The sequence below is a fragment of the Mycobacterium sp. TH-M82 genome (assembly GCF_057473605.1).
On sequence record NZ_JBYCKY010000783.1, the window covers coordinates 20,768 to 34,086 of the forward strand.

At 68.2% G+C, this 13,319-nt stretch carries 13 protein-coding genes and 3 pseudogenes; all 16 read left to right on the forward strand.

Translation table 11 applies throughout. From position 1 onward, the window contains the following. Nucleotides 1-14: 14 nt before the first annotated feature. Entirely contained in the window at nucleotides 15-1,175 is a 1,161-nt protein-coding gene (gene ipdE1 / locus AC2VON_RS23260) for an acyl-CoA dehydrogenase IpdE1 (RefSeq protein WP_486954960.1), read from the forward strand. After that, nucleotides 1,172-1,972: a (5R,7aS)-5-hydroxy-7a-methyl-1-oxo-2,3,5,6,7,7a-hexahydro-1H-indene-carboxyl-CoA reductase gene (ipdF, locus tag AC2VON_RS23265; protein WP_486954961.1), complete on the forward strand. Its 801-nt coding sequence runs from the start codon at nucleotides 1,172-1,174 to the stop codon at nucleotides 1,970-1,972. Before ipdE1 ends, ipdF begins: the two co-directional genes overlap by 4 nt. Nucleotides 1,973-1,990: 18 nt before the next feature. Then, nucleotides 1,991-2,629 (forward strand): TetR family transcriptional regulator KstR2, encoded by a 639-nt coding sequence (gene kstR2 / locus AC2VON_RS23270; RefSeq protein ID WP_486954962.1) that lies wholly within the window; start codon nucleotides 1,991-1,993, stop codon nucleotides 2,627-2,629. Nucleotides 2,630-2,639: 10 nt separating this feature from the next. After that, nucleotides 2,640-3,800: a steroid 3-ketoacyl-CoA thiolase FadA6 gene (gene fadA6, locus AC2VON_RS23275; RefSeq protein ID WP_486954972.1), complete on the forward strand. Its 1,161-nt coding sequence runs from the start codon at nucleotides 2,640-2,642 to the stop codon at nucleotides 3,798-3,800. Nucleotides 3,801-3,943: 143 nt separating this feature from the next. After that, nucleotides 3,944-4,288: an ArsR/SmtB family transcription factor gene (locus AC2VON_RS23280; RefSeq protein WP_486954963.1), complete on the forward strand. Its 345-nt coding sequence runs from the start codon at nucleotides 3,944-3,946 to the stop codon at nucleotides 4,286-4,288. Nucleotides 4,289-4,292: 4 nt separating this feature from the next. Further along, a pseudogene (locus AC2VON_RS23285) lies at nucleotides 4,293-4,430 on the forward strand (NADH-quinone oxidoreductase subunit B family protein); the annotation flags it as partial. A gap of 213 nt (nucleotides 4,431-4,643) precedes the next feature. Further along, nucleotides 4,644-5,018 carry an ArsR/SmtB family transcription factor gene (locus AC2VON_RS23290; protein WP_486954964.1) on the forward strand — a complete coding sequence of 125 codons (375 nt, stop codon included), beginning with the start codon at nucleotides 4,644-4,646 and terminating at the stop codon, nucleotides 5,016-5,018. Beyond that, complete coding sequence (locus tag AC2VON_RS23295; protein ID WP_486954973.1) at nucleotides 5,018-5,500, forward strand: NADH-quinone oxidoreductase subunit B family protein; 483 nt, start codon at nucleotides 5,018-5,020, stop codon at nucleotides 5,498-5,500. Before AC2VON_RS23290 ends, AC2VON_RS23295 begins: the two co-directional genes overlap by 1 nt. Before the next feature lie 109 nt (nucleotides 5,501-5,609). Beyond that, a complete protein-coding gene (locus AC2VON_RS23300; RefSeq protein ID WP_486954974.1) occupies nucleotides 5,610-7,580 on the forward strand; it encodes a proton-conducting transporter transmembrane domain-containing protein in 1,971 nt (656 codons plus the stop codon). After that, nucleotides 7,577-8,524 carry a respiratory chain complex I subunit 1 family protein gene (locus AC2VON_RS23305; RefSeq protein ID WP_486954965.1) on the forward strand — a complete coding sequence of 316 codons (948 nt, stop codon included), beginning with the start codon at nucleotides 7,577-7,579 and terminating at the stop codon, nucleotides 8,522-8,524. Before AC2VON_RS23300 ends, AC2VON_RS23305 begins: the two co-directional genes overlap by 4 nt. An 8-nt stretch (nucleotides 8,525-8,532) precedes the next feature. Next, the gene (locus AC2VON_RS23310; RefSeq protein ID WP_486954975.1) at nucleotides 8,533-9,192 is read left to right on the forward strand and encodes a hypothetical protein; all 660 of its coding nucleotides are present in this window, start codon (nucleotides 8,533-8,535) and stop codon (nucleotides 9,190-9,192) included. After that, nucleotides 9,192-10,679, forward strand: a complete 1,488-nt coding sequence (locus tag AC2VON_RS23315) for a proton-conducting transporter transmembrane domain-containing protein (RefSeq protein WP_486954966.1) — start codon at nucleotides 9,192-9,194, stop codon at nucleotides 10,677-10,679. The genes AC2VON_RS23310 and AC2VON_RS23315 overlap by 1 nt, the downstream gene beginning before the upstream one ends. 1 nt (nucleotide 10,680) lies before the next feature. After that, a complete protein-coding gene (locus tag AC2VON_RS23320; RefSeq protein ID WP_486954967.1) occupies nucleotides 10,681-12,186 on the forward strand; it encodes a hydrogenase large subunit in 1,506 nt (501 codons plus the stop codon). An 84-nt stretch (nucleotides 12,187-12,270) separates the two neighbouring features. Next, nucleotides 12,271-12,351 (forward strand): annotated as a pseudogene (locus AC2VON_RS23325) (proton-conducting transporter transmembrane domain-containing protein); the annotation flags it as partial. A gap of 387 nt (nucleotides 12,352-12,738) precedes the next feature. Next, nucleotides 12,739-12,879, forward strand: a pseudogene (locus tag AC2VON_RS23330) (hypothetical protein); the annotation flags it as partial. Nucleotides 12,880-12,962: 83 nt separating this feature from the next. Further along, nucleotides 12,963-13,319: ArsR/SmtB family transcription factor (locus tag AC2VON_RS23335; RefSeq protein ID WP_486954976.1), on the forward strand; the 357-nt coding region annotated here is incomplete at its 3' end.

Sequence of the window (13,319 nt, forward strand, 5' to 3'; positions counted from 1 at the left end):
GTTAGCCTACAGGGGTGCAGCAGGTCGACGAGTTCCGGGCCGAGGTTCGCCAGTGGCTGACCGACAATCTGGTCGGCGAGTTCGCGAAGCTCAAGGGCCTCGGCGGGCCGGGCCGCGAGCACGAGGCATTCGAAGAGCGGCGTGCCTGGAACCAGCACCTCGCCGCCGCAGGGCTGACCTGCCTCGGCTGGCCGGTCGAGCACGGCGGCCGCGGCCTGTCGGTCGCGCACCGGGTGGCCTTCTACGAGGAGTACGCGCGAGCGGACGCGCCGGACAAGGTCAACCACTTCGGTGAGGAGCTGCTCGGCCCGACGCTCATCACGTTCGGCACGCCCGCACAGCAGCAGCGCTTCCTGCCCGGGATACGCACCGTCACACAGCTGTGGTGTCAGGGTTACTCCGAGCCGGGTGCCGGCAGTGACCTGGCCAACGTGTCGGCCACCGCGGTGCGCCAATCTGGTCCGCAAGGCGATCAGTGGGTCATCAACGGGCAGAAGGTGTGGACGTCGCTGGCACACCTGTCGCAGTGGTGTTTCGTCGTCGCCCGCACCGAGAAGGGCTCCAAACGCCATGCGGGCCTGTCCTATCTGCTGGTACCGCTGGACCAGCCAGGTGTGCGGGTCCGGCCGATCGTGCAGCTCACCGGGACATCGGAGTTCAACGAGGTGTTCTTCGATGACGCCCGCACCGATGCGGACCTGGTGGTCGGCGAGCCCGGTGACGGCTGGCGTGTGGCGATGGGAACCCTCACCTTCGAACGTGGTGTGTCGACGTTGGGCCAGCAGATCCGTTACGGCCGTGAACTTTCCGCGCTGGTGCGGCTCGCCGAGCGCAATGGTGCCGTCGACGACCCGTTGATCCGGGAGCGTCTGACCCGGGCGTGGGCCGGTCTGCGGGTGATGCGATCCTACGCGATGGCCACCATGGACGTCGAACAGCCCGGTCAGGACAACGTGTCAAAGCTGCTGTGGGCCAACTGGCATCGCGGCCTGGGCGAGCTGGCGATGGACGTGATCGGGCGGGAGAGTATGGTGCTGGCCGGCGGCGAGTTCGACGAATGGCAGCGGCTCTTCCTTTTCACCCGCTCCGACACCATCTACGGCGGCTCCAACGAGATCCAGCGCAACATCATCGCCGAGCGCGTCCTCGGCCTACCCCGGGAGGCGAAGGGATGACCTGGTCCTCGAACCTGGCGAATGCTCCGGAAGAGATTGCCGGGCACGGACTTCTGGACGGCAAGGTGGTGGTCGTGACCGCCGCCGCCGGCACCGGGATCGGGTCGGCCACCGCGCGTCGAGCCCTGGCCGAAGGCGCCGACGTGCTGATCTCCGACCATCACGAACGACGACTCGGACAGACCCGTGACGAACTCGCCGCGCTGGAGCTGGGCCGGGTCGAGGCTGTGACGTGCGACGTCACCTCCACTGCCGCCGTCGACACACTGATCGCCACCGCCGTGCAGTGGATGGGCCGACTCGACGTGCTGGTCAACAACGCCGGCCTGGGCGGACAGGTCCCGGTGATCGAGATGACCGACGAGGAATGGGATCGGGTACTCGATGTCACCCTCAACTCGGTGCTGCGTGCCACCCGCGCTGCGCTGCGCTATTTCCGCGACGCGCAGCACGGCGGGGTGATCGTCAACAATGCCAGCGTGCTGGGCTGGCGTGCCCAGCATTCGCAGTCACACTATGCGGCGGCCAAGGCCGGGGTGATGGCGCTGACCCGTTGCAGTGCAATCGAAGCCGTCGAGTACGGGGTGCGGATCAACGCGGTCTCGCCCAGCATCGCCCGGCACAGGTTCCTGGAGAAGACGAGCTCGGCGGAGCTGCTGGACCGGCTCGCCCAAGGTGAGGCGTTCGGCCGGGCCGCCGAGCCGTGGGAGGTCGCCGCCACGATCGCGTTTTTGGCCAGCGACTACTCCAGTTACCTTACCGGGGAAGTGATTTCGGTGTCGAGCCAGCACCCATGACGCGCCGACGACGATGCAATGGGGGTACCGCCCGCTTGCGGGGGACGAAGCGGTGAGGAGGAGTGGCGCTCAGTGAATCGCCGTGATGAACTGCTGGATTTGGCGGCCACGATGATGGCCGAGCGTGGCCTGCGTGCCACCACCGTGCGCGACATCGCCGATGCCGCAGGCATCCTGTCCGGCAGCCTGTATCACCATTTCTCCTCCAAGGAGGAGATGGTCGACGAGGTGCTGCGCGGCTTTTTGGACTGGTTGTTCGCTCGCTACCGAGAGATCGTCGACACCGAACCCAATCCGCTGGAGCGACTCAAGGGGCTGTTCCTGGCGTCGTTCGAAGCGATCGAGCATCGGCACGCCCAGGTCGTCATCTACCAGGACGAGGCGAAGCGACTGTCGTCGCAGCCGCGCTTTTCCTACCTCGACGAGCGCAACAAACAGCAGCGTAAGATGTGGGTCGACGTGCTGCGGCAGGGCATTGATGAAGACTACTTCCGGCCCGATCTCGACGTCGACCTGGTCTACCGCTTCATCCGGGACACCACCTGGGTGTCGGTGCGCTGGTATTCCCCCGGCGGGCCGCTGACCGCCGAGCAGGTGGGCCACCAATACCTCGCCATTGTCCTTGGCGGAATAGTGAAGGAGTCTGAACATGGCTGAAACAGCCCGGATCTCATCGGCCTACGTCATCGACGCCGTCCGCACCGCGGTCGGCAAGCGCAACGGATCGCTGGCCGGTGTGCACCCGATCGACCTGGGGGTGGCGGCCTTGCACGGTCTGTTTTCTCGGGTGAGCTTCGATCCCGGGGCGGTCGACGACGTCATCGTGGGCTGCGTAGACGCCATCGGGGGACAGGCCGGCAACATCGGCCGCAATGCCTGGCTGGCGGCAGGTTACCCCGAGGAGGTCCCCGGTGTCACCGTCGACCGGCAGTGCGGATCCAGTCAGCAGGCGATCTCCTTTGGTGCGCAAGCGATTATGTCGGGGACAGCTGACGTGATCCTGGCCGGCGGAGTGCAGAACATGAGCCAGATCCCCATCGCCTCGGCAATGGAGGTCGGTAAACAGTTCGGCTTCACCTCTCCGACGAACGAGTCGAAAAACTGGCTGCACCGCTACGGCGACCAGGAGATCTCGCAGTTCCGCGGCGCGGAGTTGATCGCCGAGCGCTGGAACATCTCCCGCGAGGAGATGGAGGTGTTCGCCCTCTCCAGCCACCAGCGCGCGTTGTCGGCGATTCGGGCCGGACACTTCGACAACGAAATCGTCGGTGTCGCCGTGGATGACGGCGAGTTCCGGATCGACGAGGGTCCCCGGGAAACGTCACTGGAGAAGATGGCGGCGCTGCCGACGCTGGTCGAAGGCGGGAGGCTGACCGCCGCATTGGCCAGCCAGATTTCCGACGGCGCCAGTGCCGTGCTGCTCGCCTCCGAGCGTGCCGTCAAAGACCATCGCCTGACGCCGCGGGCGCGTGTCCACCACATCAGTGCCCGTGGCGCCGACCCGGTGCTGATGCTGACCGGACCCATCGCCGCGACCCGCTACGCGCTGGACAAGACCGGGCTGTCGATCGGCGACATCGACGTGGTCGAGATCAACGAGGCGTTTGCACCGGTGGTGCTGGCCTGGCTCAAGGAGATCAAAGCCGATCCGCAGATCGTCAACCCCAACGGCGGCGCGATCGCGCTCGGGCATCCGCTCGGCGCTACCGGCGCCAAGCTGCTCACCACCATGCTGGGAGAGCTCGAGCGCACCGGCGGCCGGTACGGGCTGCAGACGATCTGCGAGGGCGGCGGCACGGCCAACATCACGATCATCGAACGGTTGTAGGGCGTCGCCGCTGCGCCGAGCGGGAACCTCGCAGGCGAATACTTGCGGATGTTGTTAAGTACGCATACTGATGTTTTACGGGATGACAATCTGGTAGCTTCCTTAACCAGGTCACCGCCGCGAAATCCACCCCTGGGAGATCCATGTCGGAGCCGCTGTACACGCTCAAAGCGGAATTCTTCAAGACGCTCGGCCATCCAGCGCGGATCAGGATCCTGGAGTTGCTGTCGGTGCGGGACCGGTCGGTGGCTGAATTGCTGGTCGAGTTGGGGCTGGAGTCGTCAAATCTGTCTCAGCAACTGGGCGTCCTGCGAAAGGCAGGTGTGGTCTCGGCAAGTAAGGACGGCAGCTCGGCGATCTATTCAAACGCATCGCCCGATATCGCGGCGTTGCTGGCGCTGGCACGCAAGGTATTGACCGGCATGCTCAGCGACCGCGTCGCGATGCTGGAGGACCTGCGTGCCGGCGACGCGGTAACAGGGCGGTAGCGCCATGGGTTGGATCGGCACGATCATGCGCGTTGGACGCGTCGCCGAGCGGGCCGAAAGTGCGCCGCCGTCGGCGATGCCACCGCTTGCAGGAGTGCGGGGCTCGGTGCAGGTTCGTCATGTCGATGCCGGCTCGTGTAACTGGTTTTCCGCACTTCTGGATTGCTTTTTGGCTCCCCCACGGGGTCAGGCTGTATAGGCGCTGCGGGGGATCTCGAGCAGGTCGAGGACGGTCTTCGGGGTAGATCGACCACGGCCAATGGGCCTTACTGCAAAGTTTCGCAATTCATTGATCTTGATGGACATGTTATGTTGTGTTTTTGTATCAGCGTCGTAGGGAGTGTGGAGGTTGGCGGTGTCGGTGCCGCTGTATCGGGCCAAGGCGGAGTTCTTCCGGATGCTGGGGCATCCGGTACGGATCCGGGTGCTGGAGCTGCTGGCCAATGGGTCGCGATCGGTGCGGGACATACTGGCCGTGATGGAGATTGAGCCGTCGAGCCTGTCGCAGCAGTTGGGGGTGTTGCGCCGCTCGGGGTTCCTGACCGCGACGCGCATGGGCAGCACGGTGATGTACGCGCTGGCCTGTGCGGACATGGCGGAGTTGATGGGCGCGGCCCGGCGGATCTTGACTGAGCTGCTGGCCGGGCAGAACGAGCTGCTCGCCGAGTTGCGGACTGAGCAGCCCGACGTCAGCGGCGTTGGAGTCAGCGGTAGCGCGGCGTCGTCGTGATCGGGCTGTGGCGCAAGATCCGTGCTACGGGTCGAGTGGCCGAGCCGGCCCCACCGCGGCCGGCAGGGATCGGCCCGGCGCGGGCGGACGGGCTGAACGGGTCGCTGCAGCTGCGCCATGTGGACGCCGGCTCATGCAACGGCTGCGAGATCGAGATTGCGTCGGCGTTCGGGCCGGTCTATGACGCCGAACGCTACGGTGCCCGGTTGGTGGCCTCGCCCCGGCATGCCGACGCGCTGCTGGTGACCGGGCCGGTGACCCGCAACATGGAGGTGGCGCTGCGCCGCACACATGAGGCGGTGCCCGAGCCGCGGCTGGTGGTGGCCTGCGGGGACTGCGCACTTAACTGTGGAGTGTTCGCCGGCGGGTACGGGGTGGCCGGTGCGGTCTCCGACATCGTGCCGGTGGACGTGGCGGTGCCGGGCTGCCCGCCACCGCCGGAGGCGATCATCGCAGCACTGCGAGGGTTGACCGGACGATGAGGCGTTGTCCTATGGTGTCTCCCGCTGCCGGGGGATGTAGGCCGTGAGCGTTGCCGGGTCGGCGTTTGGCACGGCGCTGGGGTTGAGCGTGCTTGCGGTGGTCGCCGCGGTGGCAGCGCCGACTCGTCGCCGGGCGACGCCGGTGGGCATCTGGACTGCGGGCGCCGGGCTGGCTGCCGTGGTGGCCGGGGTGGCCGCGATGGGCGGTTCGTCGTTCAGCGCGTGGTTACCGGATCTGCTTCCGCTGGCCGGGGTGCGGTTGGCGTTGGATCCGCTCGGGGGCCTGTTCGTGGCGGTGACCGGCGCGGTAGCGACGTGCGCCGCGGTGTACGGGGTCGGCTACGTACGGCCGAGCGGGCACGGTGCGCACGGCGACGGGCGGGTGATGCAGGCGACGCTGCCGCTGTTCGTGGCTGCGATGCTGCTGGTGCCGGCGGCGGCGAGTGTGAGCACGTTGCTGGTGGCGTGGGAGCTGATGGCGCTGACCTCGCTGCTACTCGTGCTGGCTGAGCATCGGCGTCGAGCCGCGGTCGGCGAGGCTGGGCGCTGGTATGCGGTGATGACGCACCTGGGTCTACTGGCGATCCTGGCCGGGCTGGTGGGTTTCGCTGCGGCCGCGCACGGCGAGTCGTTCACCCAGTTGCGGGCCGCGGCCGGCGGGATGTCACCGGCCGTGAAGGGTGCGGTATTCGCGGCGACGTTTTTGGGTTTCGCGTCCAAGGCCGGGGTGGTGCCGCTGCACGTGTGGCTTCCCCGAGCGCATCCGGAGGCACCGAGTCATGTCTCGGCGTTGATGAGCGCGGCCATGGTGAACCTCGGGGTGTACGGAGTGTTGCGGGTTGGCCTGGATCTGCTGCATGGTGGGTCGCGGTGGTGGTGGCTGACGGTGCTGACCGCGGGTGCGCTCTCGGCGCTGTACGGGATCTTGCAGGCCGTGGTGGCTGTCGACCTCAAACGGCTGCTCGCGTACTCGACCACCGAGAACATGGGCCTGGTCTTGATAGGTATCGGCGCGGGCGGATACTTCGCCGCGTACGGAAGCCAGCTGTTGGCCGGGCTCGCGCTGACCACCGGACTGTTGCATCTGGTCAATCACGCGGCGTTCAAAACGGTGCTGTTCTGCTCGGCCGGGTCGGTGCTGCGCGCCACTGGCAGCCGCAACCTGGACGCACTCGGCGGGCTGCGGTCGCGGATGCCCGTGACCACGGCGCTGTTCGCGGTCGGGGCCCTGGGCGCGTCGGCACTGCCGGCGGGCAACGGCTTCGTCAGCGAGTGGTTGCTGCTGCAAAGCCTGATCCATGCGCTGCCGACGACCGCGACCGCGACCGCGGTGGCGATGCCACTCGCGGTGGGGGTGGTTGCGTTGACCGCCGGGCTGGCGGTGGCGACGTTCGTGAAGGCGTTCGGGGTGGGGTTTTTGGCCCGCCCGCGCAGCACTGCCGCCGAACAGGCTGCCGAGAGTCCTTCGTCGATGCTGGTCGGGACTGGCCTGGCCGCAGCCGGCTGCGTCGTGCTGGCGGTCGCGCCGGCAGCGGTGCTCCCGAGGTTGTCCCGGGCGGCGTCCACGGCATTCGGGTCCAGCACCGTGGACGCCGTGCACGGACCGGTGACGCTGCGGCTGACCGGTTATGCGGGCAGCATGTCGCCGCTGCTGATCACGGTCGCGCTGTTGGCCGGGGCCGTCGGTGTGCTGGCCGGTGTCCGGGTGCTCGCGGCGCGGCGAGCGCGGCGGGTAGCCAGGCTGTGGGACTGCGGCGCCGGCCCGCTGTCGGCGCGGATGGAGTACACCGCCACGTCGTTCGCCGAGCCGCTGCTGCGCGTCTTTGACGACGTGCTCGCGCCGGAGACCGACGTCGACGTCACCCCGACCACCGAGTCGGCATACCTGGTCGAGCGCGTCCAGTTCCAGGCCAGGGTGCCGGACCGGATCGAACATCGCCTCTATGAGCCGGTGCTGTCCGCGTCCCGCGCGGTCGGTGAGGCTGCCCGCGGCCTGGCCAACGGCAGCGTGCACCGTTACCTCGGCTACGGGTTCTTCGCGTTCACCGGGTTGCTGATCGCGGTCGCGGTGATCCGGTGACCGCGGCGGGTGCGCTCGGCGCGGCCAGCCAGGTTGCCCTCGTGGGCGGCGGGTCGCCGCTGCTGGTCGGGCTGATGCGTCAGGTGCGCGCCCGGTTGGAGGGAAGGGCCGGAGCCGGCGTGGCGCAGCCCTGGCGCGACCTGCGCAAACTGCTGCGCAAGGAGCCGATCACCCCGCGCGGCACCGGATGGGTCTTCCGCATTGCGCCGCTGCTGCTGACCGCGACCGTTCTGGTTGTTGCCGCGGTCGTTCCATTCGCCACCACCTCCTCGCCACTGGACCCGGTCGCGGACCTGATCGCGGTGACCGCGCTGCTCGCGCTGGGCACGGTGATGCTCGCGCTGGCCGGGCTGGACACCGGCACCGCGTTCGGTGGCATGGGCGCCAGCCGAGAGATGACCGTGATGTCGCTGGTGGAGCCGACGATCCTGCTGTCGGTGTTCGCGCTGTCGGTGCGGGTCGGCTCGACGAACCTCGCCGCCATCGTCGACGCAACCGTGCACGACCCACGCGCGGTGATCTCCCCGGCGAGCCTGCTCGCCGCGGTCGCGCTGGGAGTCGTGACCATTGCCGAGGCCGGGCGGCTACCGGTGGACAACCCGTCCACCCACCTCGAGCTGACGATGATCCATGAGGCGATGGTTCTCGAGTACGCCGGCCCTGATCTCGCGTTGGTGGAGTGGGCCTCGGCGATGCGCCTGGGCGTGCTGCTCGGGTTGCTGGCCAGCCTGTTCGCACCGTGGGGAATCGTGACCGGCGCCGGGCTCGCCGCGATCCCGGTGGCGCTGGTCGTGTTCGCGGCCAAGGTGGCCACGCTCGGCGTCGTCCTCGCCGCCGGTGAGGTGTTCCTGGCCAAGCTGCGCCTATTCCGGGTGCCGGAGCTACTGGCCGGCTCATTCCTACTTGCGCTGCTGGCTGTGGCCGCGTCCTTCTTCCTGGGCTGAGACCGATGATGAGTGAGACGACTTACGTGCAACTGCTCGACCTGGCGTGCGGGGTGTTCCTGCTCGCCGCGGTGCTGATCCTGTGGCGCCGGCGGCTGTCCGCGATCGTGCGGCTGTTCACAATCCAGGCCACGGCGCTGGCCGGGCTGGTCGCGGTGCTCGCCGTGCACCAGCACGACACCGAACTCGGAGCCGTGGCGGTCGGGATCCTTCTGCTGCGCGCGGTGCTGCTGCCCCTGCTGGTCCGACGCGCTCTGGAGGCCTCCGGGGAGGCGGGGGAGACCCAGCCGCTGGTCAACGTCGCCGCATCGCTGCTCGCCGCAGCTGTGCTCGCGCTGCTCGCCTACGCCGTCACCCGGCCGGTGGTGCGGCTCTCGCCGTCACCGGCCACCCACGCGGTGCCGGTCGCGGTGACCGTGGTGCTGCTCGGGTTCTTCGTGCTGGTCACCCGCCACCGCGCGCTCTCGCAGTTGGCCGGGTTCCTGCTGCTGGACAACGGCATCACCGCGGCCGCGTTCCTCACCACCGCCGGGGTCCCGGTGGTCGTCGAGCTCGGCGTCTCCTTCGACGTGTTGCTGGCCGTGCTCGTGCTGCAGGTGCTCACCAGCCGGATGCGCGCCGTGTTCGGCAGCACCGACCTGGACGAACTAAGGGAGCTACACGACTGATGATCAGCCTTGTTCTTGCACCGATCGTGCTGCCCTGGCTGGCCGTACTGGCGTACGCGGCAGTCGGCTGGCAGCGGCGCACCGCGTGGCTCGGCGCGCTCGCCGCCGCGGGCGCGCTCGCCAGCGGCATCGCGTTGGCCGTCGTCGTCACCCGGACCCACCCGCGCACCGGGCTTGGCGGGCTGCTGCGCGCCGACGCCCTGTCGGCCTACATGGTCATCGTGATCGGCGCCATCGCCCTGCTGGCGATGGCCGCCAGCCCGGCCTATCTGGCCGACGAGTTCGCCTCCGGGCACACCGACGCCCGCGCCGCCCGCCGCTATGGGATCCTCACCCAAGCCTTCATCGCCACGATGAACACCGCTGTGCTCGCCGCCAGCGTGGGCGTGCTGTGGGCCGCGATCGAGGCCACCACCATCCTCACGGCGTTCCTGGTCGGGCACCAGCACACCCGCGGCTCGGTCGAGGCCGCGTGGAAATATGTGGTGATCTGCTCGGTCGGCATCGCGCTGGCCTTCCTCGGCATCGTGCTGCTCAACTACGCCGCCGTGCACACCGGGCTGCTCGCCGCCCACGCGATGGATTGGACCAGCCTGACCGCCAACGCGCACGCGCTCGATCCCGGCGTGACCCGCATCGCGGTCGCCTTGCTCGTGCTCGGCTTCGGCACCAAGACCGGGCTGGTCCCGATGCATGCCTGGCTTCCCGATGCGCACAGCCAGGCGCCGGCCCCGGTCTCCGCGCTAATGTCCGGGGTGCTGCTCTCGGTGGCCTTCTACGCCATCCTGCGGGTCAAGGCCATTTCCGACGCTGCGCTCGGCAGCGGCTTCGTCCGCACCCTGCTGCTGATCGTCGCGCTCGCCTCGATCACGCTCGCCGCGGCGTTGCTGCTGGCCCAACGCGACTACAAACGCATGCTGGCCTACCACAGCATCGAGCACATGGGCTTGATCGCCCTCGGCGCCGCCGCCGGGACCGAGCTCGCGATCGCCGCCGTGCTATTGCACATCCTCGGCCACGGACTCGCCAAGGCGGTGCTGTTCCTCAGCTCCGGACACCTACACCAGGCCCTGGGCAGCACCCAGATCCATGCCGTGCGCAACTTGGCCGGGCGGGCGCCGCTGCTCGCCGGCACCCTCGGCGTCGGCCTGCTCGCGCTGCTCGGCCTGCCCCCGTTCAGCCTGTTCGCCAGCGAACTGGGCATGTTCCGCGCCGGCTTCGCCGCCGGCTTGGGCTGGGCGGTCACCCTGGCATTGGCATCCATACTGGTGATCTTCGCCGCGGTCGCCGCGCACGCCGGCGACATGCTGCTCGGCTCGCGCGACCAGCCTCCGGCCCCGACCACGACCGCGGTGCCGCTGCGGCTTCCCAGCACCGCCGCGGCCGCGCTGATCGCCGGACTGGGCGTGTGCGCCGTCTTGGGAACAACCGCGTGGCCGCTGCGGGCACTGCTGCACGCCGCCGCCCTCGCCGCCGGAGGAAGCTGACATGACCTCGATCGCCGGCACCCAACGCAGCGTGATCGAACTCGGGCCCGAGGCGCTGCCCGCCCGCGCCGGGCAACTGCTCGCCAGCGGCTACCGCCTCGCCCTGGTCGCTGCGCAGCACGACGACGGCGAGGCGCTGCGCGCGGTGTACCTGTTCACCAGCGGCCCGCCCGACTCACGAATCGAACTGCACATCCGCCTCGACCCACACCGGCCGCAACTACCCAGCCTCGCCGCGCTGTCCTTCCCCGCCAGCAGGTTCGAACGCGAGATGCACGACCTGTACGGCGTCATCCCGCTCGACCACCCACAACCCCGCCGGCTCCTCCGTCACCACCACTGGCCCCGCGGCTGGTACCCGATGCGCGCCGACACCGGCCCGCCACCCGAATTCGGCGACCCCGAAGGCCCCTACCCCTTTCTCAACGTGGAAGGCCCCGGCGTCTACGAAATCCCCGTCGGACCCGTCCACGCCGGCCTCATCGAACCCGGCCACTTCCGCTTCTCCGTCGTCGGCGAAACCATCCTCAAACTCAAAGCCCGCCTCTGGTTCGTCCACAAAGGACTCGAGAAACTCTTCCAAGGCCGCGACCTCGCCGACGCACTGCCCCTGGCCGAACGGGTCAGCGGCGACACTGCCGTCGGCCACGCGCTCGCCCACTGCCTCGCCGTCGAAGATGCCGCCGGCTGGCCCGTACCCGCACACGCCCAGCGCAAACGCGCGATACTCCTTGAACTCGAACGGCTCTACAACCACACCAATGACATCGGCGCAATCTGCAACGACGTCGGCCACGGCATACTGAACTCACACGCCCTGCGCATTCGCGAACAACTGCTCCGCCTCAACGCCGAGGTTACCGGCCACCGGCTCTTGCGCGGCGGCGTGATTCCTGGCGGCGCGCACCTGCACACGCTGCCCGACACCGGCCACCTACACGCCATCGCTGCCGACATTGCCGAGATCATCCACCTGGCCCTCGGTCACAGCGTCGTCGCCGACCGCCTCACCGGCACCGCCATCCTCAGCCGCGACGCTGCCCGCGACCTCGGCACACTCGGCTACGTCGCCCGCGCCAGCGGGTTGCCGGTCGACGCCCGCCACCAACATCCGTTTTACGATGACAGAGAGCTGTTCATCCCCGTCACCCGCGACACCGGCGACGTCTTGGCCCGATTCGTCGTCCGCGCCGACGAAATCGCCGCCTCCGTCGCACTGATCACGGCGCTGACATCCACCGTCACCGCCGGCATCACCCGCACCGAACCGCCAACCGGAACGACGGCCCGTGCCGCCTCCGGCGTCGGCATCGTCGAAGGATGGCGCGGCACCATCACCCACCGCGTTGAACTTGCCCCCGACCACACCCTCACCCGCGTCAAGATCGTCGACCCATCCTTCTTCAACTGGCCTGCACTGCCGATCTCCCTCGCCGGAGCCATCGTCCCCGACTTCCCCCTCGTCAACAAAAGCTTCAACCTCTCCTACGCCGGCAACGACCTATAGGAATCACTGCCGCGGCTGATCGCGGCGCGCCATGCGGCGCCGGCAAGTCGATCCCCTTACGGGCGGTCAACCGGGCTTCATGGCCTGCCGCGGGCGCACCTAGAGGCGCCGAGTCCGGTGTCGGCGTTGATGAGTGCGGCGATGGTTAACCTCGGCATCTACGGCACCCCAAACGCCGTTGACTGCGACCGACGTACTCAAAATCTACAAAGACCAATGGATCGTCGAACAACGCCACCACGACCTCAAACAAACCCTGCACGTGCGGCCGGTCTTCCTGCACAACGACGACCGCATCCACGCACTCATCGCCGTCATCGGCATCGCGCTGCTCATCTTCGGCCTCATCGAAGCCGACTTGCGCAAAGCGCTCGGCCCCAACACCCCGCTGCCCGCCATCCTGCCCGAAAACCGCGACGCCGTGCCCACCGCCCGCGCCGTGCTGACCGCCTTCACCGATCCGCACGCCACCTACACGCCCACCGGCCTGCTCCTCGCCCCCCTCGACATCCCCCTACCCTGTCCCGAAACCCACATCACCACAACAACATTCAACTCACGCGGGCCAAGGTCGTCGACCCGTCCTGGTTCAACTGGCCCGCGTTGCCGGTGGCGATGGCCGACACGATCGCCCCCGACTTCCCGCTGACCAACAAGAGTTTCAACCTGTCCCACGCCGGCAACGACCTGTGACCACAAAGACATTCCATTTACCACAGTAAGTTGCTAAGGTTCGCAAGCAACAAAGGCAGTGTCTTGTCTTCAGTCGGGAGAGCATCGTGGTGGACTCACGCCAGCCGTTGTACCGGATGAAGGCAGAGTTCTTTAAGACACTTGGTCATCCGGCCCGCATACGAGTCCTTGAGCTGCTCAGCAGCCGTGAATACGCCGTCTCCGAGATGCTGCCCGATGTCGGTATCGAGCCGGCCAACCTGTCTCAACAGCTGTCCATCCTGCGCCGCGCAGGTTTGGTCACCGCGCGCCGGGACGGCCTGTCGGTGCGGTACACCCTGACCTCGCCGCAGGTGGCTGAGCTGCTGACTGCCGCCCGGGCAATCCTCACCGGGGTAGTCGCCGGTCAGGCCGAACTCCTCGAAGACGACCCGGACTCGACCCTGGTCGCCGAGCCGACA

Coding starts and splice junctions, on each gene's coding strand:
- AC2VON_RS23315 (WP_486954966.1), top strand. CDS start 9,192: ATGATCAGCCTTGTTCTTGCACCGATCGTGCTGCCCTGGCTGGCCGTA.
- kstR2 (WP_486954962.1), top strand. CDS start 1,991: ATGGGGGTACCGCCCGCTTGCGGGGGACGAAGCGGTGAGGAGGAGTGG.
- ipdF (WP_486954961.1), top strand. CDS start 1,172: ATGACCTGGTCCTCGAACCTGGCGAATGCTCCGGAAGAGATTGCCGGG.
- AC2VON_RS23280 (WP_486954963.1), top strand. CDS start 3,944: ATGTCGGAGCCGCTGTACACGCTCAAAGCGGAATTCTTCAAGACGCTC.
- AC2VON_RS23310 (WP_486954975.1), top strand. CDS start 8,533: ATGAGTGAGACGACTTACGTGCAACTGCTCGACCTGGCGTGCGGGGTG.
- AC2VON_RS23320 (WP_486954967.1), top strand. CDS start 10,681: ATGACCTCGATCGCCGGCACCCAACGCAGCGTGATCGAACTCGGGCCC.